At 68.7% G+C, this 20,619-nt stretch carries 19 protein-coding genes and 1 pseudogene; 9 read left to right on the plus strand and 11 right to left on the minus strand.

Going from position 1 to position 20,619, the window contains the following annotated elements; genetic code table 11:
• The 5 genes from lptB to FV217_RS18010 form a co-directional block, all read left to right on the plus strand.
• Nucleotides 1–784: LPS export ABC transporter ATP-binding protein (gene lptB, locus FV217_RS17990; RefSeq protein ID WP_147818548.1), on the plus strand; the 784-nt coding region annotated here is incomplete at its 5' end.
• A 323-nt stretch (nt 785–1,107) separates the two neighbouring features.
• Nucleotides 1,108–2,667, plus strand: a complete 1,560-nt coding sequence (rpoN, locus tag FV217_RS17995; protein WP_147818549.1) for an RNA polymerase factor sigma-54 — start codon at nt 1,108–1,110, stop codon at nt 2,665–2,667.
• 101 nt (nt 2,668–2,768) lie between these two features.
• Nucleotides 2,769–3,377 (plus strand): ribosome-associated translation inhibitor RaiA, encoded by a 609-nt coding sequence (raiA, locus tag FV217_RS18000; RefSeq protein WP_147818550.1) that lies wholly within the window; start codon nt 2,769–2,771, stop codon nt 3,375–3,377.
• A 145-nt stretch (nt 3,378–3,522) separates the two neighbouring features.
• Nucleotides 3,523–3,990, plus strand: coding sequence for a PTS IIA-like nitrogen regulatory protein PtsN (gene ptsN, locus FV217_RS18005; RefSeq protein WP_147818551.1), 468 nt, complete (start codon nt 3,523–3,525; stop codon nt 3,988–3,990).
• A gap of 59 nt (nt 3,991–4,049) precedes the next feature.
• The gene (locus tag FV217_RS18010; protein WP_238232337.1) at nt 4,050–4,352 is read left to right on the plus strand and encodes a hypothetical protein; all 303 of its coding nucleotides are present in this window, start codon (nt 4,050–4,052) and stop codon (nt 4,350–4,352) included.
• Between the two features lie 69 nt (nt 4,353–4,421).
• Here FV217_RS18010 and FV217_RS18015 read toward each other — a convergent pair whose 3' ends face one another.
• From FV217_RS18015 to ftsE, 3 genes are all read right to left on the minus strand, one after another.
• Nucleotides 4,422–5,144, minus strand: coding sequence for a YdcF family protein (locus tag FV217_RS18015; protein ID WP_147818552.1), 723 nt, complete (start codon nt 5,142–5,144; stop codon nt 4,422–4,424).
• 277 nt (nt 5,145–5,421) lie between these two features.
• Nucleotides 5,422–6,396 carry an ABC transporter permease gene (locus tag FV217_RS18020; protein WP_147818553.1) on the minus strand — a complete coding sequence of 325 codons (975 nt, stop codon included), beginning with the start codon at nt 6,394–6,396 and terminating at the stop codon, nt 5,422–5,424.
• Nucleotides 6,396–7,103, minus strand: coding sequence for a cell division ATP-binding protein FtsE (gene ftsE, locus FV217_RS18025; RefSeq protein ID WP_281407175.1), 708 nt, complete (start codon nt 7,101–7,103; stop codon nt 6,396–6,398). Before ftsE ends, FV217_RS18020 begins: the two co-directional genes overlap by 1 nt.
• Before the next feature lie 186 nt (nt 7,104–7,289).
• Here ftsE and FV217_RS18030 point away from each other — a divergent pair, with 186 nt between their 5' ends.
• The 3 genes from FV217_RS18030 to FV217_RS18040 all read left to right on the plus strand — a co-directional run bounded on the left by FV217_RS18030 (nt 7,290) and on the right by FV217_RS18040 (nt 9,254).
• A complete protein-coding gene (locus FV217_RS18030; protein ID WP_147818555.1) occupies nt 7,290–8,084 on the plus strand; it encodes a zinc-ribbon domain-containing protein in 795 nt (264 codons plus the stop codon).
• A 58-nt stretch (nt 8,085–8,142) separates the two neighbouring features.
• The gene (gene hpt / locus FV217_RS18035) at nt 8,143–8,712 is read left to right on the plus strand and encodes a hypoxanthine phosphoribosyltransferase (protein WP_147076963.1); all 570 of its coding nucleotides are present in this window, start codon (nt 8,143–8,145) and stop codon (nt 8,710–8,712) included.
• A 176-nt stretch (nt 8,713–8,888) separates the two neighbouring features.
• The gene (locus FV217_RS18040) at nt 8,889–9,254 is read left to right on the plus strand and encodes a response regulator (protein WP_147076965.1); all 366 of its coding nucleotides are present in this window, start codon (nt 8,889–8,891) and stop codon (nt 9,252–9,254) included.
• Between the two features lies 1 nt (nt 9,255).
• Here FV217_RS18040 and ggt read toward each other — a convergent pair whose 3' ends face one another.
• The 4 genes from ggt to rlmN all read right to left on the minus strand — a co-directional run bounded on the left by ggt (nt 9,256) and on the right by rlmN (nt 14,110).
• Nucleotides 9,256–11,013: a gamma-glutamyltransferase gene (gene ggt / locus FV217_RS18045; protein WP_147818565.1), complete on the minus strand. Its 1,758-nt coding sequence runs from the start codon at nt 11,011–11,013 to the stop codon at nt 9,256–9,258.
• A gap of 220 nt (nt 11,014–11,233) precedes the next feature.
• Complete coding sequence (locus FV217_RS18050; RefSeq protein ID WP_147818556.1) at nt 11,234–12,109, minus strand: transporter; 876 nt, start codon at nt 12,107–12,109, stop codon at nt 11,234–11,236.
• A gap of 211 nt (nt 12,110–12,320) precedes the next feature.
• Entirely contained in the window at nt 12,321–12,818 is a 498-nt protein-coding gene (locus tag FV217_RS18055) for a hypothetical protein (protein WP_147818557.1), read from the minus strand.
• Nucleotides 12,818–14,110, minus strand: a complete 1,293-nt coding sequence (gene rlmN, locus FV217_RS18060; RefSeq protein ID WP_147818558.1) for a 23S rRNA (adenine(2503)-C(2))-methyltransferase RlmN — start codon at nt 14,108–14,110, stop codon at nt 12,818–12,820. The genes FV217_RS18055 and rlmN overlap by 1 nt, the downstream gene beginning before the upstream one ends.
• Before the next feature lie 526 nt (nt 14,111–14,636).
• On the opposite strand from rlmN, the gene FV217_RS18065 reads away from it, so the two are divergent.
• On the plus strand, nt 14,637–15,854 hold the full coding sequence (locus FV217_RS18065; protein ID WP_147818559.1) for a diguanylate cyclase: 1,218 nt from the start codon (nt 14,637–14,639) through the stop codon (nt 15,852–15,854).
• 35 nt (nt 15,855–15,889) lie between these two features.
• On the opposite strand, the gene FV217_RS18070 is transcribed toward FV217_RS18065, so the two are convergent.
• The 4 genes and pseudogenes from FV217_RS18070 to FV217_RS18085 all read right to left on the minus strand — a co-directional run.
• Nucleotides 15,890–16,339: a cytochrome c-type biogenesis protein gene (locus tag FV217_RS18070; RefSeq protein ID WP_238232340.1), complete on the minus strand. Its 450-nt coding sequence runs from the start codon at nt 16,337–16,339 to the stop codon at nt 15,890–15,892.
• 164 nt (nt 16,340–16,503) lie between these two features.
• Nucleotides 16,504–18,504 (minus strand): heme lyase CcmF/NrfE family subunit, encoded by a 2,001-nt coding sequence (locus tag FV217_RS18075; protein WP_147818561.1) that lies wholly within the window; start codon nt 18,502–18,504, stop codon nt 16,504–16,506.
• A gap of 153 nt (nt 18,505–18,657) precedes the next feature.
• Nucleotides 18,658–19,098, minus strand: a pseudogene (ccmE, locus tag FV217_RS18080) (cytochrome c maturation protein CcmE); the annotation flags it as partial.
• Nucleotides 19,099–19,263: 165 nt separating this feature from the next.
• On the minus strand, nt 19,264–20,619 hold a 1,356-nt coding region (locus tag FV217_RS18085; RefSeq protein WP_147818563.1), incomplete at its 5' end, for a tetratricopeptide repeat protein.

The following is a 20,619-nucleotide window of genomic DNA, read 5'->3' on the forward strand; positions in this document are numbered from 1 at the left end:
GCCGAAGCCGGCACCCGAAGCCGCCGCTGAGGCCGAGCCGGTCGGCGAAGCCGGCGGCGGTCCCGGTATTCTGCACGTGCGCGGCCTCCGCAAGAGTTACGGCGCCCGCACCGTGGTCCACGAGGCCGGGCTGACGGTGCGCAACGGCGAAGCCGTCGGCCTGCTCGGGCCGAACGGTGCCGGCAAGACCACGATCTTCTACATGATCACCGGACTGGTGCCGGCCGATCGCGGCACGATCAGCCTCGACGGCATGGAGATCACCCACCTGCCGATGTACCAGCGCGCGCGCCTCGGCATCGGCTACCTGCCGCAGGAGGCCTCGATCTTCCGTGGGCTGACGGTGGAGGACAACATCCGCGCCGTGCTCGAAGTCGCCGAGCCGAACCGCAAGGAACGCGCCCGCAAGCTCGATTCGCTGCTGGAAGAGTTCGACATCGCGCGTTTGCGCAAATCGCCCTCGATCGCGCTGTCCGGCGGCGAGCGGCGGCGCTGCGAGATCGCCCGCGCGCTCGCCTCCTCGCCGACCTTCATCCTGCTCGACGAGCCCTTCGCCGGCATCGACCCGATCGCGGTGGGCGACATCCAGGACCTCGTCGGGCATCTGAAGCGCCGCGGCATCGGCGTGCTCATCACCGACCACAACGTCCGCGAAACCCTCGGCCTGATCGACCGCGCCTACATCGCTCATTCCGGCCGGATCCTCACTGAGGGCACGCCCGAGCAGATCGTGGCGAACCCGGATGCGCGCCGGTTGTATCTCGGCGAAGATTTTCGCCTTTAGATCTCGGCACCATAAGGCTTACTCAACCACGCAGGCGAGAATCCCGGACTTCCCGGCGAGCCGGCTGCGGCCAAAAAAGTCTTTCTTGAGGGATTGCAGCGAAGTTCTCGGCTGCAGACGCATGTCGCGCCAACGATGTCCCTGTGGCTGTGCTGCCGCCATGCGCGGCATTAACGGTCCCACGGCCCAATCACGCTTTGACGTGCGGTGCCGTTGGGTCTAAGCCTGAAAGAGTTAGAAGAAGCAAGAATTGTGCCGACAGCTGATCCGGCTCGCTCGCCGCCGGATCTCGTTCGTTCCGCAACGGAGAATCGGGCCTCGCGATGAGTCTGCTGCAACGGCTTGAGATGCGTCAGGGTCAGGCCCTGGTGATGACGCCGCAGCTCCTGCAGGCGATCAAGCTGCTTCAGCTCTCGCAACTCGATCTCGCAGCCTATGTCGATGCCGAACTGGAGCGCAATCCGCTGCTGGAGCGCATCGAAGGCGAGCCGGCCTCGGCGCACGACCAGCCGGAGCCCGTGGCCGAGGCGGATGTCGCCTACGATCGCGAGCCGACGGAGCCGGGCGAGACCGAATCGTGGCTGGCCAACGATCTGAACCAGAGCTGCAGCGAGATCGAGGGCGTCCTCGACACGCGCCTCGACAACGTCTTCGCCGACGAGAATCCGATGCCGCGCGAGACGGGTGCCGGCGACTCGCTCTCGCTGACGCCCGCGCCCTATGGCAGCACCGGCGGCAGCTTCGACGGCGAGCTTCCCGATTTCGAGGCGAGCCTCACCGCCGAGATCAGTCTGCGGGAGCACCTCGTCTCCCAGCTCGACCTCGCCACCCGCGACCCGCAGGACCGGCTGATCGGCGGCTTCCTGATCGATGCCGTCGACGAGGCTGGCTACTTTCGCGAGTCGCTCGACCTCGTCGCCGAGCGCCTCGGGGCGAGCCTCGACCGCGTGGCGCGGGTGCTCAAGCTCGTCCAGACCTTCGATCCGCCGGGCGTCGCCGCCCGCGATCTCGCCGAATGCCTCGCGATCCAGCTGCGCGAGCAGAACCGGTTCGATCCGGCGATGCAGGCCCTGGTCTCGCGCCTCGACCTCGTGGCCAAGCGCGATTTTCCGGCGCTGCGCCGGCTCTGCGGCGTCGACGACGAGGATCTCGTCGAGATGCTCTCGGAGATCCGCCGGCTCGATCCGAAGCCCGGCCGCGCCTTCGGTGCCCATGCCGTCGAGGTGCTGATCCCGGACGTGTTCGTGCGCGCCGCACCGGACGGGTCCTGGCTGATCGAGCTGAACTCGGAGACCCTGCCGCGCGTGTTGGTCAACCAGACCTATTATGCCCGCGTCTCGAGGGGGGCGGTCGCCGACACCGACAAGTCTTTCCTGTCGGAATGCCTGCAGACCGCGAACTGGCTGACCCGCTCGCTGGAGCAGCGGGCGCGCACCATCCTCAAGGTCGCCACCGAGATCGTGCGCCAGCAGGACGCGTTCTTCGTGCATGGCGTCGCGCATCTGCGCCCGCTCAACCTCAAGACGGTGGCCGAGGCGATCGGCATGCACGAGTCGACGGTCTCGCGGGTGACCTCGAACAAGTCGATCGGCACCAGCCGCGGCACGCTGGAGATGAAGTACTTCTTCACCGCCGCGATCCCCGGTGCGGCCGGCGCCGCCTCGCATTCCTCCGAGGCCGTCCGCCACCGCATCAAGCAGCTCGTCGACGCCGAGGCCGCCGACGTGCTCTCCGACGACGCCCTGGTTCAGCGCCTGCACGGCGAGGGCATCGAGATCGCCCGGCGCACGGTGGCGAAGTACCGCGAATCGTTGCGGATTCCGTCGTCGATCGAGCGCCGCCGCGAGCGCTCCGCGCAAGTCGCCGCGCATCCGGCACATTGAGGGAGCCGGCGCGCCGGCCTTCTACGCCGGCTTCCCATCGCGTTGACTCGCGCTCCCCCGCTTCCTAACTCTGATCGTCTTCAGGTCGATCGGAGACGTTCATGGCGGGTCTGCGGGTTACGGGTCACGGCGTCGACCTCGGCGAGGCGTTGCGTGGCCGGGTCGACGACCGAATGGCCGCCACGCTCTCGAAGTACCTCGACAGCCACATGAGTGGTTCCTGCACCGGCCACGTCACGCTGCGACGCGACGGCACCGGCTATCGCACCGACTGCGTCCTGCATCTCGTTTCCGGACTGACGCTGGAAGCTTCCGGCGGCGCCCACGATCCCTACGCGAGCTTCGAGCAGACCGCCGACAAGCTCGAGAAGCGCCTGCGTCGCTACAAGCACCGCCTCAAGGACCACGGTGCGGCGAACCACAACGGCGGCCGCAGCCCGGCCGATATCGAGGCGGCCTACGCCGTCATCGCCGCGCCGCCGGACGAGGACCAGGACGAGCTCCCCTCGGAGGAGGAGGCGCATCCGCCCGTCGTCGCCGAGAGCACGAAGACGCTGCGGCGCCAGTCCGTCAGCGAGGCCGTGACCGCCCTCGACCTGACCGGCGCGCCCGTCGTCGTCTTCGTTCACGCTGGCACCGGCCGCATCAACGTCGTATACCGGCGAGGCGACGGCGCGATCGGCTGGGTCGATCCCCCGGACCGGGCCTGATCGGAGCGACGTCTCCGCGCTCGCCAAGGAACGCCGCCGTGAGGCGGCCGGTTGAAGATCGGGGTCCGGCACATTCGGTGCCGGCCTCGCCGCCCGAGATCGGGGTTCCGGTTCTCGGGTTTCGTCGATGGGACAACGGTCCTTCATGGCAGTTCTGGAATTCCTGAGCCCGGATTCGGTGATCCCGAGTCTGAAGGCACGGGCCAAGAAGCAGATCCTTCAGGAACTCGCCGCGCAGGCCGCCCGTCAGCTGCCGGGTCTCGACGAGCGCGAGATCTTCGAGACGTTGCTTCAGCGCGAGCGGCTCGGTTCGACCGGGATCGGCGACGGCGTGGCGATCCCGCATGGCAAGCTCGCCCATCTCGACCGGTTGTTCGGCATGGTGGCTCGGCTGGACAAGCCTACGGAATTCGAGGCGCTCGACGGTCAGGGCGTCGATGTCGTGTTTCTCCTGCTCGCACCGGAGAATGCCGGCGCGGACCATCTGAAGGCGCTCGCCCAGGTGGCGCGCATCCTGCGCGAGCCGGGAATCCTCGATCGGATCCGCAACGCCCGCGACGGCAACGCACTCTATGCGCTGCTGACCAACCGGTCCGCCTCGCAGGCGGCGTGAGCGACGGGGTGGGGGCATTCTTGGTAGGACGAATCAGATACCGCGCCGCAGGTTTTGCGGTGATTGCGCTGGCCGCAGGCACGGCATCCGAGGCTTGGGCACAGGGCGACGCGTTGTGCGCCCGCGACGTGCTCATCGCGAATTCCATGCAGCGCCAGGCGCTCGATCAGCTCGAAGGCGCCGGGGACGATCAGGCCAGCCAATGCCGCGTCTGGCGGCGGCACGTCGACACGATGCGGCGCATCTCCGGCGTCTATGGCCGTTGCCTGTCGGGACCAGAACGCAAGGAGAAGCTTGCCCAGGTCCAGGGTTCGGAGACCGAGTTCGGCGGCCTCGTGCGCAGCCGCTGCAAGGGTTTCTGAAACGGGCCGCGGCTCGCAGAAGCGAGGGGCAGCCTTCACACCGGACTGCTGCCGTCGAGAATCAAAAAATCAGTTCGCCGCGTGCAGGTGGGGCTCGGCCACCATCCGGACCGGCGCCTTCGAGGGCTTGCCGCGCCCGATCAGCACCGCGAAATGGGATCGTTCCGGGTCGCACTCGATGCGGGTGCGCAACCATGCGGCGAGGAACTTGACGTATTCGGCTCCGACGAGTCGGGCGACGGCGGGGTCCTGCCACCAGCGGCCGATCTCGAACCCGTCGGTGACGACCGGATAGGCCACGACCGACTCGCCCTCGGCCAGCGCGTGCTCGATCTCCACCAGCGTGCGTGGCATGTGGTAGTTCGAGGTCACCACCGCGATCGTCTCGAAGTGGTTGCGGCGCATCCACCGCCGCGTCTCGATGGCGTTGCCGATGGTGTTGCGCGCCCGGTAGTCGAGGTCGACGCAGCAATCGATCCAGCGGCCCTGACTCGGGTTCAGCCGGACGATTTCCTCGCGGCTGGTCCGCTCGTTGACGCCGGAGATGAGCAGGCGCCGCCCGTAGCCGCCCGCCAGCAATTCGATCGCGTCGCCGACGCGTTGCGCGCCGCCGGTCAGGGCGACGATGCCGTCGGCTCGGCCGCTCGGCCGCCGCTCCATCCGTTCGATCGTCGACACGAAGGCCAGGAATCCGCCGAGCAGCACCAACGCGCCGAGTGCGGCAGCGCCTACGAGGCCCCGCACGGCGAAGCGCAGGCGGGACGGGCGTTGACGAACGCTGGGAGCCTGCATGTCTCGGTTGCTGTCATGCGCCGGAAGGGTGCGATCGTGAACGATGGCATTCTGCCATGCCCAACCTACGGCCTCCAAGGCTGCCATCGGGCTGCCGATGCTGATGTGGCGCGTCCTGGGGATCGTGCGCAGGGTCATCCTCCCGAACGTAGCCGCGATTGCGGCTCTGGAGAGGCGGGATTTTCCTCCCCCACGGGTTTACGAATGGTTAACGCGATCGGCGCGCGAATTCGCAAGTGCCGGTGCGGACTCGCGAAACCGGATTCGAGCCGTCGCGTCAGTCGAGGAAGCGGCGCACGGTGATGCGCGAGACGACGCCCGTGACGAGCGAGGCGATCACGCCGATGACGACGATGATGACATAGCCGCGCCAACTGACCTGGAAGGTGCCGAACAGGGCCTCGATCTCGTCGCCGGCCGGCCCCGAGCGCGAGACCCGCGCCAGCACACCCGCCAGTGCGAAGGCGAGCAGCGCTGCGCCTGCGCCGATGGCGCCGCCGCGCAGGCCCAGGCGGAAGAAGCGGCTCTGGAAGGCGCGGGCGATGTAGTCGTCGTTGGCGCCGACGAAGTGGAGCACCTCGACCACCTCCTTGTTGCCGGCCATGGCGCCGCGGGTGGCGAAGACCACGGCGAGGCCGGTGGCGGCGAGCACCAGGGCGACGATGCCGACGCCGATGCCGACGAAGGTGTTGGCCATGGTGGAGAGCCGCTGCAGCCAGAGCGCATGGTCGTCCAGGCTCGCCACGCCGGGCAACGCCTCGGTCAGGTTCGCGCGCAGTGCCTTCAGGTCGGGCGTCGCGTCCGAGGCGAGCTTCAAGGTGATGAGCCGCGGCACCGGCAGGTCCGAGAGGTCGAGGCCGCTGCCGAGCCAGGGCTCGAGCAGGCGCTCGGATTCCGCCTTGGTGAAGACCCGCGCCTCCGCGATCCCCGGCGCGGCCTTGGCAATCCCTTCGGCGCGCGACACGTCCGCATCGATGTTGCGGCCGGGGCCAGGGCGGACCTGCACGGTGACCTCCTGGGCCACCGCACCCTGCCATTGGCCGGCGCTCGACGCGACGATCTCGGCGGCGCCTGCGCAGAGCGCGGCAAGGAAGGTGAGAATCGCGATCACGGCGGCGAGCGCCCGGCTCGCGGCGGAATCCGTCGGCACCAGCGGCGCGTTGCGGCGCAGGGTCGGCGGCAGCGGCGGTTCCGCATCCTCCGGGGGCGGCGGAGCGGTGGCGGGGCGCGACGGCGCTCGGGTGTCGGCCATCACTCTTCGATCCGAAGCCGGCCGTTGCCCAGAACCAGGCGGCGCGCGTCGATCAGGTCCATCAGCCCGAAATCGTGGGTGGCGATCAGCACCGAGGTCCCGAGCTTGTTCAACTCCATGAACAGCCGGAGCAGCCGTCGCGCCAGGGTCGGGTCGACGTTGCCGGTGGGCTCGTCGGCGAGCAGCAGGTCCGGCCGGGCGATCAGGGCGCGGGCGATCGCAGCACGCTGCTTCTCGCCGCCGGACAGCAGCGGCGGCAGCACGTGCATGCGCTCGCCGAGCCCCACCCAGCGCAGCAGTTCCACGACCTCGGCTCGGTAGTTGGTCTCGGAGCGGCCCTGGACGCGCAGCGGCAGCGCCACGTTTTCGTAGGTGGTGAGGTGGTCGAGCAGGCGAAAGTCCTGAAAGACCACGCCCATGCGGCGGCGCAGACCCGTGAGCGCATCGCTGGAGATGCCGCTGACCTCCTCGCCGAACACCGAGACGAGGCCCCGCGTCGGCCGCACCGAAAGCAGGATCAGGCGCAGCAGCGTGGTCTTGCCGGCGCCCGAGGGGCCGGTGAGGAACTGGAACGAGCGCGGCGCGATCTCGAAGCTGACATCGGACAGCACCTCGGCCCCAAGGCCGTAGCGCATGCCGACGCTCTCGAAGCGGACCGCCGGCCCCTCGGCGCCGGACAGCAGGCTTCCCGTCTTCGTCCCAGCCACGGTCACTGTACCTTGCACCCCGCCTGCCAAGGTCCGCTCCATCGCGTGGATCGTTCGCAGAGATCGGATCGGCCAAGCCGGATTCGTCTCCGTTTCACGGCCGGTTAACCCTGTTCGAGCCACAACCGTTTCGGTCCTTTTTCCGCGCGCGGCAACCCGCCGCCGGAAGGGCCGAACCGATTTGCCATGCTGATCGCCTGCCCGGCCTGCGCCAGCGAGTACGAGATCGAGGGTGTCCTCGTCGGGGCCGAGGGTCGCTCCGTGCGTTGCGCCGCCTGCAGCGAGACCTGGTTCGTCGCGCCGGAAAGCGGGCAGGCGGATGGCGATGCCGACGCGATCGATGGCTGGGAATCCGCCGGACTCGACGAGCCGCGCGAGACCGTCGACGCTCCCGCACCCGTCATCGACCAGCCCGTGCCGCCGCCCCGCAAGGCGAAGGCCAAGCCTTCCCCCCAACGATTTGCCCTCCCGCGTCCGTCGCCGGCCATCGCCGCCGGGCTCGCCGTGTTCGCGATCCTGCCTCTGGCCCTGCTCGGCCGGGCCACGGTGGTCCGGGCGATGCCGCAGAGCGCCGGCCTGTTCTCGGCCGTCGGGCTTCCGGTGAACCTGCGCGGTGTCGATTTCCGTGACATCGTCGCATTCCGTAATCCGGCCGAGGGCACGAACCCGGCGCAGCTCGTCGTCGAGGGCGACCTCGTCGGCGTCGCGCGCGACCGTGTGGCGGTCGCGCCGCTGGAGGTCGAACTGCGCGACGCCCACGGCCAGTCGCTCTACCGCTGGACGGTGCCGCCCTCGCGGGTTGCGCTGGAACCCGGCGAGACGGCCCGGTTCCGTGCAAGCCTCTCGGCGCCGCCGCCCCAGGGCAGTCAGGTCCTGGTGCGCTTCACGGACATTGCGGCATCGGATCCCAAGCCTCCTGCAGGCCACGCGGAGCCCGACGCGCATCCTCCTGCCGCCGATACGCAGCACGGTCGTCACTGAACCCTCTGGCACAGGCGAGTGCGCGTGCTATTGAGGCGGTCATGACAACGAGGCGTGCATGACCTCTGCTTCCCGACGCGTTCGCGTCCTGTTCGACGAAGCCGCGATCGCGCGGCGCAACGAGGAACTCGCGGCCTCGATCCTCGCGGCCAAGCCCGAGAACCTGCTCGTGGTGGCGGTGCTCAAGGGCAGCTTCATGTTCGCCGCCGACCTGCTGCGGGCGCTGCACCGGGTCGGATTGTCGCCCCAGGTCGAGTTCGTGCACCTGTCGAGCTACCGCACCGCCACGGTCTCCTCCGGCCAAGTCGAGATCCTTCGCGATGTGCAGAGCGAAGTCAGGGGGCGCGACGTTCTGCTCGTGGACGACATCCTGGAATCCGGCCGCACCGTCGTCTTCGCCAAGGACCTGCTGATGGCGCGGGGCGCCAAGCGGGTGCTGACCGCGGTCCTGCTCGAAAAGCCCGGCAAGCGCGCGGTGACGATCGATGCGGATTTCGTCGGGTTCACCTGCCCCGACGTCTTCGTGGTCGGCTACGGCATGGATGCGGCACACGCCTTTCGCCAGCTGCCCTTCGTCGGACTCGTCGATTACGACAGTACCGATCCGGACCTTTTCGGCGGGGCCTGAGCCCGGCGGTCGACCGGAACGGCCGCGGTTTCCGGGCGTTGCCGCCGCGGCGGATCGCGACGCTCTGTCCCACGCCGTAATTCTCATCGGCTGCAGACACTTGACAGGGCCGCCGCGTCCGCGCCTGATTCCCGCGATACCGGCCGGTATCTCCCTCACGACTTGATCACGATCACATGGCGCGCATTCTCCTCGTCGATGACGAGGACACCATCCGCGGTTTCCTCAAGCGCGGGCTCGAGCTCGACGGCCATGCCGTGGTCACCGCGATCGACGGCAGCGACGGGCTCGATCGCCTGTCGGAGGCCTCCGGCGATTTCGACCTGATGCTCACCGACATCCGCATGCCGCTGATGGACGGCATCGCGCTGGCGCTCGCGGCCAAGCGCGACTACCCGGACCTGACCATCCTGCTGATGACGGGCTTCGCCGACCAGCGCGAGCGCGCCCGCGGCCTCGATGCGATCGTGCTCGACGTGTTGACCAAGCCGTTCTCGCTGGCGGACCTGCGCTCGACGGTGAAACGGGCGCTGGCGGCGTAGCTCAGTATCCTTCGGCCAGCGTCCCCCGCTGGCGCTGGTCCGAGGCTCCGGCGAGCAGGCCTTCGTCGAACATCACGGAATTCGCCGAGCCGGACGGCGCGCCGACCTTCACCGCGTACCCCTGCTGCTTCAGCAGCCCGACGGTGTCGGGCGAGACGCCCTGCTCGACCATCAGCACGTCCGGCTGCCACTGGTGGTGGACGCGCGGGGCGGCGACGGCCTCGGCCAGATTCATGCGGAAGTCGAGCACGTTGACGATCACCTGCAGTACTGTGGTGATGATGCGGCTGCCGCCGGGACTTCCCGTCACCAGAAACAGCCGGCCGCCGCGAAACACCAGGGTCGGCGTCATCGAGGAAAGCGGGCGCGCCCCCGGCGCCACGGCATTCGCTTCGCCGCCGACGAGCCCATAGGCGTTCAATGCGCCGGTCTTGGCCGAAAAATCGTCCATCTCGTTGTTGAGCAGCACGCCGGTGCCCTCGGCGACGAGGCCGATCCCGTAGGAGAAGTTCAGCGTGTAGGTGTTCGCGACGGCGTTGCCGGCGGCGTCGACAACCGAGAAATGCGTGGTCTGGTCGGGCTCGAAGGGCAGCGGGTTGCCGGCCCTCACCTCGGCCGCGGGCCTGGCACGGCTCGGGTCGAGCTGCCGGCGCAGCGTTTCGGCATAGGATTTTGCGATCAGCCCGGCGACCGGAACTCTGGTGCGTGCCGGGTCTCCGAGCCAGGAGGCGCGGTCGGCATAGGCCGGCTTCATCGCCTCCGCGAGCGTATGGATCGCCCCCGCGCTGCCGGCGCCCATCCCGGCGAGGTCGTAGCCCTCCAGGATATTGAGGATCTCGATGAGGTGGACGCCGCCGGAACTCGGCGGCGGCATCGAGACGATGTCGTATCCGCGATAGGTCCCGCGCACGGGCCGTCGCAGTTCCGGCCGGTAGGCGGCGAGATCCGCCGTCGTCATGATCCCGCCTGCGCCTTGAACGGCCGCCGCGATCTTCTCCGCGATGCCGCCGGTGTAGAAGGCGTCGGCACCGTGCTCCGAAATGGCGCGGAGCGTTCCCGCCAGATCACCCTGCACGAGGTTGGCCCCGCGCTTCAGGACCTGATCTCCCTCGAAGAAGATCGCGCGGCTCGACGGCCATTGCCCGAGCAGGCCCGAGGCGCGGGGCAGGGAATCGGCGAGGCCGGATTCGACGGGGATGCCCTCGCGCGCCAGTTTTTCCGCCGGCGCGATCAGGTCGGCGAGGCTGAACTTGCCGGAGCCGTAGCGGCTGTGCGCCTCGGCGAAGCCGCGCACGGTGCCCGGCACGCCCACCGCCTTGCCGGTACGGGTCGAGGCGGCCTTGTCGGGCTGCCCGTCGGCCTTCAGGAACATGCCCTCGGTGGCCGCCGCCGGCGCGGTCTCGCGAAAGTCGATCGCGACCGTCTCGTTGCGCTCGGCCAGATGCACCAGCATGAAGCCGCCGCCGCCGAGATTGCCCGCCCGCGGCAGGGTCACGGCCAGCGCGAAGCCCACCGCCACCGCCGCATCGACCGCGTTGCCGCCGCGCTTGAGGATGTCGACGCCAATCCGCGTGGCATGCGCCTCCTGCGACGACACCATGCCATGGCTGGCCAGGACCGGCAGGACGCGGGCATCCTCCGCCTGGATCGGCGCGGTGCCGAGATTGCCGGGCGTCGGATCGGCCTGGGCGAAGGCCGGATCGACGGCCAAAAGCAGGCAGGCGAGAGAAGCGGCGAGGCGGCGGATCACGATCGGCATGGGGACGACATAGCGCACGGAATCGCGGAGGCGCGTGTCCACGGCTCCTCCTCGGTCACGAAACGCCGGTTGGTTCTGTGGATCGGGTGCGAGATCCGATCGTTCGGGCGGCAACCGTCGCGGCATCTCGGTGTCGGCGCAAACGAAAGCGGCGGGCTGAACACAGCCCGCCGCTTTGCCGTCCGGAGCGATGGAAGTCTTGGCCCGGCTTCCGGGTGTTCTACGGCTGGTTGCGGGCGAGAAGACCGCCCATCGGGGCGCCGGGCTCGGCCTGCTTGTAGAGGAAGAAGACGCTGCGCAGCCAGCCGCGCGTGTCGTAGCCGCCGTAGTTCCGTTCGATGACGTCGCGGGTGACGTAGCCCTGGATGAAGAAGTCGCCGAAGTTGTAGCCGACGAGGCCGCCCACCGCGACCTGGCCCTGGTGGCGGTAGTTCAGCCGGTTCGTCGGCAGGTCGGTCGAGCCGAAGGCGACCGGGCCGATCTCCCACTTGCCGAACTTCTTCGTCGCCGTGATGTCGAGGTTGAGGAAGTCCGGGTAGAAGGCGCCCTGCTTGTTCGTTGGGTCGATGTAGGTGCCGTAGAGCAGATTGCCGGTGATGTTGTAGCCGTCGGCATTGTAGGTCGCGGCGAAGCGCTGCTGGATCGAGCCCTGGTTGATCAGGAACTGCGTATCGATCGGCAGGTAGCCGCCGAGCAGGTAGCTGACGTTGAAGCCGTTCGACAGTTTCCAGGCGAGCTGGGCCGCGACCAGCGGCACGCCGATGCCGCTCTGGTAGCGTCCGCCGGCAGCGGCAGAGCGGGCCGCGACGACGGGCTGGATGTAGATCAGGTGCAGACGGCCGCCGAAGATGTGGACGCCCGGGACCCAGACGACGCCCGGCAGGTTGATGTTGCTCTCGGACTGAACGGGGGAAGTGCTGCGGATGCCGAAGCTCGACGTGTCGAGCAGGATCAGGCCGATCGGCAGCTGAGCGCCCGTCGGCAGGCCGATGGTCTGTCCCGGCTGCGCGGCGGAGGCGGCGTGCGCCGTCGTGCCTGCGAAGCTCAGAGCGAGCGCACCCAACGCCGCGAGGGTCCTGCGAAACCGAGCCTTCATCCTGCACCACTCCCGGTCTTGGAAACGGCGCCTCATCGATCCCGAGGCGCGGCTGAGTGGCCATAGTGCCGGAATTTTGAATGCATGCACGGCATGAAACGCGGCAGACTTGTTTCAAGTCCAAGGTGTCACGCAAACGACACGGTGAAGATTAAATAATATCTCGATGTGGTGGAATAAAACGACGGCACAGTCGTGATGGCCGAGGCGGTCATCGGACCTCTGTCGATCGCCCGTCTTCGGATCGTCCCGCGCTTAGGCCGGCAACGAGCCAATAGACGAGTCCCGACGCCGCTCCCGTTAAGAAATAGAGTGCAACGGCTCGACCCTCGACTGCGAGGGCCGCTTGTCCGCCTGCACGCGGAGATCCGCTGCGGGTCAGCCAGGGCAGAAGCGCCGTGAGCGCGCCGCTCGCGCCGCCATACCAGGCGGCAGCCCGCAGACCGATCGCTTCTCCGATCAGCGCGACGAGCGATGGCGGCAGCGCCAGCAGCACGAGAAGGGTTTGCGAGAGTGCCGCAAACGCCATCAGCATCACGTCCGGCGAGAGGCCCGAGGCGAGATCGATCAGCCCTTCGAGCCCGAGACGGGCGACGGCATGGCGCGAGGCCGGGTCGATCAGCACGCCCACGCCGAGGACGATCGCCCCGCAGGGGATCGCCAGCACGAGTCCGAGTGAGCCGAGGAGAAGGCGGCCGATGAGCCGCATCAATCGTCCGCGTCGGCGCCCGCGTAGACGGCTTCGGCGCCCATGCCGTCTTCCAGCATCATGCGGGCGCGGGCGCGCAACTTCTCCGTCTCGCTCTTGAGCTGGCCGCAGGCGGCAAGGATGTCGCGGCCCCGCGGGGTGCGCACCGGGGAGGCGTAGCCGGCGTCGAACACGATCTGCGAGAAGCGCTCGATCCGGCTCCAGTCCGAGCAGGCATAGACGCTGCCGGGCCAGGGATTGAACGGGATCAGGTTGATCTTGGCCGGAATGTCGCGAAGCAGCTCGACCAGCTCGTAGGCGTCGTCGTCGCTGTCGTTCACACCCTTCAGCATCACGTACTCGAAGGTGATGCGCCGCGCGTTGCTCACGCCCGGATAGTCGCGGCAGGCCTGAAGCAGCTGAGCGATCGGGTACTTGCGGTTCAACGGCACGAGTTCGTTGCGCAGCTCGTCGCGCACCGCGTGCAGCGAGATGGCGAGGGACGCGTGCGACTCGTCGCCCAGCCGCGTCATCTGCGGCACGACGCCGGAGGTCGAGACGGTGATGCGACGGCGCGACAGGCCGATGCCCTCCTGGTCGGTCATCACCTGTACCGCGTCGATCACCGCGTCGACGTTGTAGAGCGGCTCGCCCATGCCCATGAACACGACGTTGGTGACGAGGCGGCCGGCCTCGCCGGTACTGCCGGCATTGCGCACCGGCTCCAGGCCCGGCCAGTCGCCGAGGCGATCGCGGGCGAGGATCAGCTGCGAGACGATCTCCGCGGCCGAGAGGTTGCGCACGAGGCGCTGCGTGCCGGTGTGACAGAAGGTGCAGGTGAGCGTGCAGCCGACCTGGGATGAGACGCAGAGCGTGCCGCGGTCGGGGCCGGGAATGTAGACGCACTCGATCTCGGCGCCGCGATTGTGCTCCTGCACGTTCGTCGGCGCCATGCGGATCAGCCATTTGCGGGTGCCATCGCGCGAGATCTGCTCGCTGACGACCTCGGGCCGGTCGAGGGTGAATCGTTCGGCCAGCCCCGCCTTCAGGCTCTTGCCGAGATTGGTCATCGCCGCGAAGTCGGTGGCGCCGCGCAGGTAGATCCAGTTCCAGAGCTGGCTGCCGCGCATCCGGGCCTCGCGCTCGGACACGCCGATGGCGAGCAGCGCGTCCTTGAGGCCGGTGCGGGTCAGGCCGACGAGCGAGGTCTTGCCGCCGAGCGCCGCAGGCTCGGGCCGGAAGTCGGGCGTCTTCTCGATGGGAGACAGAACGGGCGCTTCGCGCCGGGCGTTGTCGAACGACGCCGTCGCCATTGCTGGAATAACCTTGGGGCCTTTGGAACGGCGTTTCTATAAGCGATCTCGGCCGCGAACGCGAATGTGCCGCGCATGGAGCCGGCCCGCGATCGGGATCGACTCGCCGGCGATGCATCGGTCGCCCGAACTGCGAGCCGACCTCCGCCGGCTGAGGCGGCGGCCAGACCTGGGCGTCTCGGAGTGGCACTGCGTTCATGGGCTATGGAATGCAGAAATGAAAATATTAAATTCTATTAGAAAAACATAATATAAATTAATTAAGACGATCAGTTAATTTCGATATTTATCATTATATTTACTGCATATAACTAGCTTGTCTGGAATCTAATTGGTCGAAATCTGATGTATAGACGGTCGATTGAAAAATATATCATACTTAGCCGACGTTCTCGATCGGACATTGTCCAATGAACCTCATCGTCGGCATCCGGGGTGGTATCCGGCCGAGCCGTCTTTACCTCTTCGAAAACGGCCGCATGTAAATTCGGCTTGTCACCGCTCAGCCGGAGCCGCCGTCGCAACGATGCTGTCGTCTATCGAGAAGGGGCTCGCACGGCCCTGGTATCGTCTTCGCCTGCCGAAGCCTCTCGAAGCGCGCTACGCGGCGCGGGGCGTACCGGGCGGCACGCGGCGTATTCGCTCCTGGCTATCGATCTTCGTCGTCTTCAACGTGCTCTCCCTGAAGGTCGACTACGACATGTTCGGCGCCGACGCGGTGGCCGTTCCGGCGACGCTGACGTTGTGCGTGTTCGTGCCGTTGGCACTGCTTGCGATCCTCGCCCTACGGCATGACGCACCGCCCTGGCGGCAGACGGCCGCCGTGATGACCACCAGCCTCGTCGACATGGCGATCACGCTCAACAGCGCGCGGATCGCGCCCGGGCCGCACGCCGAGGTCTACCTGATCCTCGCCGCGATCATCCCCCTCGTCGTCGGCATGATCGCGCCGCTCTCGTTCCGGCACGCGATGCTCTATTGCGGCGCCTGCTTTGGCCTCTACGTGGCCTCGGTCGTCGGGTTCGCACTCGGTGGGCCCGAGGGAGTCGGCATTCCGCTTCTCGTCGCCAGCCTGATCCTGGTGCCGCTGAAGCTCGCCTATGCGCACGAATGGGAGACGAAGCAGAGTTTTCTACTCGGATTGCGCGAGCAGATGCAGGCGGACGCGCTGGCCGAAGCCAATTCCCGCCTGACCGTGCTCTCCGAGACCGACCCGCTGACGGGCGTGGCGAACCGCCGGCTCTTCGGCGAGCGCCTGGAATCGGCCTGGGAGTCCGCCGCCGGGGATCGCGGCTGGCTCGGGCTCGCGCTGATCGACGTCGACCACTTCAAGGCGTTCAACGATGCGGCCGGCCACGCCGAGGGCGACCGCTGCCTGCGGGAGGTGGCCGGTGCTCTCCGTTCCGCCGTGGCGGCGCGGGGCGGGCTGCTGGCGCGCTATGGCGGGGAGGAGTTCGTCGTCCTGCTGCCGGGGGCGACGCCCGAGGCGGTAATTGTTTTGGGCGAGGCGCTGCATCGCGCGATCGCGGCGTTGGCCCTGCCCCATCCCGGGCTGCCGGACGGCGCGATGGTCAGTGCGAGCGTCGGCGTGACAGCCGCACACGGAGCGACGCGGCGATGGGGCATCGGCCCAGCCGATCTGATCGCGGCGGCGGACGAGGCGCTCTACGAGGCCAAGCGCAGCGGGCGCAATCGGGTCGAGGCAGTCTGCGTTCGGGCAGGCGCTTCGGCGTTTGCGGCCTGAGCGACGGCAGGGCTTCGCCCTTCCGAGCGCGAAAGCTATCGCCGCTCGAGCAGCGCCTCGACCTCGGCCTGCTCGGCCTGCGACAGCCCGGCGGCCTTCGGCGCGCGCCGGCGCGAGAGCCGCCAGATGCCGAAGCCGCCGAGCAGCACCGCCAGCAGCGGCGTCAGCCAGAGCAGCAGCGTGTGCCAGCCGAAGACCGGGCGCAGCAGCACGAACTCGCCGTAGCGCGCCACCAGGTAATCGACGACCTGCCCGTTGCTGTCGCCGGCGGTGAGGCGCTCGCGCACGATCACGCGCAGGTCCTTGGCGAGCGGCGCGTCGGAATCGTCGATCGACTGGTTCTGGCAGACGAGGCAGCGCAGGCCTTCCGAGATGTGGCGTGCGCGGGATTCGAGGACGGGATCCTTCAGGACTTCGTCGGGCTGGACGGCGTGGGTGGGCCCAGCCGAGACGATTAGAAGCAATGCGAAGACGATCGCGCGCACGAACCCTCTCCCCTCTGCGGGAGAGGGTGGCCCGCGAAGCGGGTCGGGAGAGGGGAGCGACGTTTCCGAAGAGGGCGCTCCCCTCACCCCACCCCTGCTGACGCACGGGCCGCCCTCCCCCGCAGGGGACGGAGGGTTTGCGCGGCGGAAAACTCCGAAAAGAGTCATTCCGCCGGCACCGCATGCGGGGGCAGCTTGGCCCGGGCCTTGGCCGGGGCGCCGACGCGCATGCGGCGGTCGGTGAGGGAGAGGGCGCCGCCCAGCGCCATCACCACGGCACCGAGCCAGATCAGCAGGATCAGCGGCTTGTAGTAGAGGCGCAGGCCGATGCTGCCGTCCGGCAGGACCTCGCCGAGGCTGGCATAGACCTGGCTGACGCCGATGGTCATCAGGCCCGATTCCGTCACCGTCATCTTTCGCGACGGGTAGAAGCGTTTTCCCGTCTCGACCGGGCCCACGGTGTCGCCCTTGGCGGTGCGCACGGTCAGGAAGGCTGCGGTCTCCTCGTAGTTCTCGCCGGATTGCGGGCCGACCTTGTCGAGGGTCGCGACGTAGGGGCCGACCGCGAGGCTCTGGCCGGGTTTCAGCGTGCCGAGTCCTTCGAGCGCCCAGCTCTGCGCCGCGATGCCGATCACCACGACGCCGACGCCGGCATGGGCCAAAGCCGTGCCCCAGGCGGAGCGCGGCAGGCCGATGGCCCGTCGCGCGATGGTGCCGAGATCGCGCGAGCGGCTGTTGCCGTAGCCGCGGGCGCGCGACAGGATTTCGAGGGCCGAGCCGATGATGAGGTAGGCCCCGAGCCCGATGGCGACGGGCGCCATCACCGGGCCACCCCAAGTATAGGCGGCCGTCCCGATGCCGACGACGAAGGCGAAGGCAAAGGCCGCGAACAGGCGCTGCGCGGCCGCCGCGACGTCGCCGCGCTTCCAGGCGAGCGACTGGCCGAAGGGCACGATCAGCAGCAGCGGGATCGCCAGCGGGACGAAGGTCCAGTTGAAGAAGGGCGGCCCGACGGAGATCTTTTCGCCGGTCAGCATCTCCAGCAGCAGCGGGTAGAGGGTGCCGACGAGTACCGTGGCGCAGGCGGCGACCAGGAAAAGGTTGTTCATCACCAGCGCGCCCTCGCGGGAGATCGGCGCGAACAGGCCGCCCTGGCGGAGCGATGGGGCGCGCCACGCGAACAGCGTGAGCGAACCGCCGATGAACAGCACCAGGATGGCGAGGATGAAGACGCCGCGGGTCGGGTCCGAGGCGAAGGTGTGGACGGAGGTCAGCAGCCCCGAGCGCACGATGAAGGTGCCCATCAGCGACAGAGAGAAGGTCAGGACCGAGAGCAGCACGGTCCAGACCTTGAGGGCGTCGCGCTTCTCCATGACGACGGTGGAGTGCAGCAGCGCCGTGCCGGCGATCCAGGGCATCAGCGAGGCGTTCTCGACAGGATCCCAGAACCACCAGCCGCCCCAGCCGAGCTCGTAATAGGCCCAGTAGGAGCCCATCGCGATGCCGAGCGTCAGGAAGACCCAGGCGGTGAGCGTCCAGGGCCGCACGGCGCGTGCCCAGACGGCGTCGATCCGGCCGTCGATCAGCGCGGCGGCGGCGAAGGCGAAGGTAATCGAGAAGCCGACATAGCCGAGGTAGAGCAGCGGCGGATGCACCGCGAGCCCGAAATCCTGCAGCAGCGGATTGAGGTCGTTGCCCTCGAGCGGCGCCGGCGCGACCCGATCGAACGGGTTCGAGGTCGTGATGATGAACAGCACGAACACGAATGTGATCAGTGCCTGCACTGCGAGCGTGTTGGTGCGCAGGACCGGCGGCACGGAGTTCTTGGCCACCGCGACCATGGCGCCGAACAGCGACAGGATCAGGACCCAGAGCAGCATCGAGCCCTCGTGGTTCCCCCAGACGCCGGAGATCTTGTAGATCAGCGGCTTCATCGTGTGCGAGTTCTCGACGACGTTCTTGACCGAGAAGTCGGACATCACGTGGGCGTAGGTGAGCGCCCCGAACGCGAACAGGATGCAAGCGAAGACCCCGAGCGCCGCCGGCACGGTGGTTTCGCGCAGGGTCTCGTCGCCGGAGCGCGCCGCCCAGACGGGCATCGCCGCCTGGATCACGGACAGCGCCAGCGCCAGGGCTAGGGCGAAGTGGCCGACCTCAACGATCACGATGGGCGTCCTTGATGGGGATCGCGCAGAGCACGCGAAACCCTCCCCCACAGAGGGGGGAGAGGTAATCTACGGAGGCGAGAGCGCCAGACGACATCACCGCTCGCTACGCTTGCCGAGCGAGGTATCCGGGCTCTCGGCTTTCACCGGCTTGCCGTCCTTGCCCTCCTGCCAGCGCCCCTGCGCCTTGAGCGCGTCGGCGACCTCGCGGGGCATGTAGGATTCATCGTGCTTGGCGAGCACGGTGTCGGCGCGGAAGGTGCCGCCGGTGTCGAGCATCCCCTCCGCGACCACGCCCTGGCCCTCGCGGAACAGGTCGGGCAGGAGGCCCTTGTACTGCACGGGGATCGTGCCCTTGGTGTCCGTCACCGAGAAATCGACGGTCTGGTCCGGGCCGCGCTTGAGGGAACCGTCGAGCACGAGCCCGCCGAGCCGGAAGCGTGTGCCGGGCGCCACGACCCGGGCCGCGACCTCCGCGGGCGAGCGGAAGAACACGATCGAGCCGCTCATCTGCCACAGGATCAGGCCGACGGCGACGGCGAGCACCGCCCCGCAGGAGGCGATCAGGGTAAGGCGGCGGCTCTTGCGGGTCACGGTTCCGTCCCGGTGCGTCGGCGCCTGCAAGCCATCGCGCAAGCAAGCCTGACGTCGTTCTAAACTGTTGCTTCCGGTGTCCGACGCCCAGCGCGTCGGGTCAAGGCTGCCGAACGGGACCGATTGTCAGGGGTCGGGACGCCACACGGCGACGCCAACTGTCTCTCACGGCTTCTCGGTGGCGCGCTTCAGGTCGAGATCGCGCCCGAGCGCATCGAGGCGCTGGATCGCGGTTCCGTCCGCCGCGACTGCCATGCGTGCCCGGTCGAGGGCGCCGGCCGCGGCCTCGCGATCGCCGAGCGCGGCGTAGGAGCGTACCAGCCGCATCCACTCGTCGGCGGTGCCGCCCTTGGCGGCGAGGCGCCGGTCGAGCCCGGCGACCATGCCGCGGATCGCCGCCTCGCGCTCGGCCGGGGGCATGGCCTGGATGGCGGCAGCAGGCGACCCGCCCGTCTCCATGCCCGGCGCGGCCGGTGCATCCGACGGCATCATGGCTTGGGCCGGAGCCTCCTCCGGCGACGGCGTCGCAGCACCCGAGCCGGCATCGCCCTGGCGGCCGGCATCGGCGAGGTCGAGCTCCTTCGCCTCGGCGTCGAGACGGGCGAGGGCCTGCGGATCCTGGGCCAGCGCCGTGCGGCCGCGTTGAAAGGCCTCGCGCGCCTTGTCGCGTTCGCCCAGCGCCCCGTAGGAGCGCACGAGCCGCATCCATTCGTCCACGCTGCCGCCCTGCGACGCCAGTCGGCGATCGAGCCCCTCGACCATGCCGCGGATCGCGGCCATGCGCTCGTTCGGCGGCAGGGCCTGCAGGTTGGCGGCGGGACCCGCGGCTGACTTGGCCTCGTCGGATTTCGGGGAGGCGGCGTTGGCCTCCGCCTCCGCCTCCGCCTTCGGCGTCTGAGCCGCGGGCGGCGTCTCGCCCTTCAGGCGCGCCAGGTTCTCGCGCACCATCCGCATCCAGGGCGCATCCTCTGGCCCCTGGGCGGCCAGGGCTTCGAGACGCCTGGCGGAGCCGGCATTGTCGCCTGCGAGTTCGTCGCCGCGGGCGAGGTAGAACTGAGGCTTCGCCGTCTTCGGATCGAGCACCAGCGCGCGCTCGAACAGCTTTCGCGCCTGCGGCGAGACGGCGCCCTCGCCGGCCGCGACCAGCGCTTCACCCCAATTGGCCAGCCGTTCGGGATCCTCGCCCTGGATCCGCACCACCTGCTCGAAGGCGCGGGCAGCGTCGTCGAAGCGGCCGAGCCGCATGTAGACCGGGGCGATGACGGACCAGCCGCGGGCGTCGTTCGGGTTGCTGGCGAGCTTGGCCTCGACCTGCCCGATCGCCTTCATCACGCCTTCGCCGCCTTGCTGCGCGGCCTTGCGGTCGGCATCGGTCTGCGAGGGGAGGTTGGGGGAGCCGTAGAGCCCGTAGACGACGAGCGCCACGAGCGGCACCGTCGAGAGGGCGAAGGCGGAGGCCGCGCGGCGCTGGCGCAGATGCGGCTCGGCGACCGGCGCGGCGTCCCCGGTACGGCCCTCGCG

It is taken from the genome of Methylobacterium sp. WL9 (assembly GCF_008040035.1).
GTDB lineage: Bacteria > Pseudomonadota > Alphaproteobacteria > Rhizobiales > Beijerinckiaceae > Methylobacterium > Methylobacterium thuringiense.

Bases quoted from the DNA above. Each gene is read 5' to 3' on its own strand.
- ptsN (WP_147818551.1), top strand. From the start codon at position 3,523: ATGGCAGTTCTGGAATTCCTGAGCCCGGATTCGGTGATCCCGAGTCTG.
- FV217_RS18065 (WP_147818559.1), top strand. From the start codon at position 14,637: ATGCTGTCGTCTATCGAGAAGGGGCTCGCACGGCCCTGGTATCGTCTT.
- raiA (WP_147818550.1), top strand. From the start codon at position 2,769: ATGGCGGGTCTGCGGGTTACGGGTCACGGCGTCGACCTCGGCGAGGCG.
- FV217_RS18040 (WP_147076965.1), top strand. From the start codon at position 8,889: ATGGCGCGCATTCTCCTCGTCGATGACGAGGACACCATCCGCGGTTTC.
- FV217_RS18020 (WP_147818553.1), bottom strand. From the start codon at position 6,396: ATGGCCGACACCCGAGCGCCGTCGCGCCCCGCCACCGCTCCGCCGCCC.
- FV217_RS18050 (WP_147818556.1), bottom strand. From the start codon at position 12,109: ATGAAGGCTCGGTTTCGCAGGACCCTCGCGGCGTTGGGTGCGCTCGCT.
- hpt (WP_147076963.1), top strand. From the start codon at position 8,143: ATGACCTCTGCTTCCCGACGCGTTCGCGTCCTGTTCGACGAAGCCGCG.
- FV217_RS18030 (WP_147818555.1), top strand. From the start codon at position 7,290: ATGCTGATCGCCTGCCCGGCCTGCGCCAGCGAGTACGAGATCGAGGGT.
- ggt (WP_147818565.1), bottom strand. From the start codon at position 11,013: ATGCCGATCGTGATCCGCCGCCTCGCCGCTTCTCTCGCCTGCCTGCTT.
- FV217_RS18015 (WP_147818552.1), bottom strand. From the start codon at position 5,144: ATGCAGGCTCCCAGCGTTCGTCAACGCCCGTCCCGCCTGCGCTTCGCC.
- rpoN (WP_147818549.1), top strand. From the start codon at position 1,108: ATGAGTCTGCTGCAACGGCTTGAGATGCGTCAGGGTCAGGCCCTGGTG.
- rlmN (WP_147818558.1), bottom strand. From the start codon at position 14,110: ATGGCGACGGCGTCGTTCGACAACGCCCGGCGCGAAGCGCCCGTTCTG.
- FV217_RS18055 (WP_147818557.1), bottom strand. From the start codon at position 12,818: ATGCGGCTCATCGGCCGCCTTCTCCTCGGCTCACTCGGACTCGTGCTG.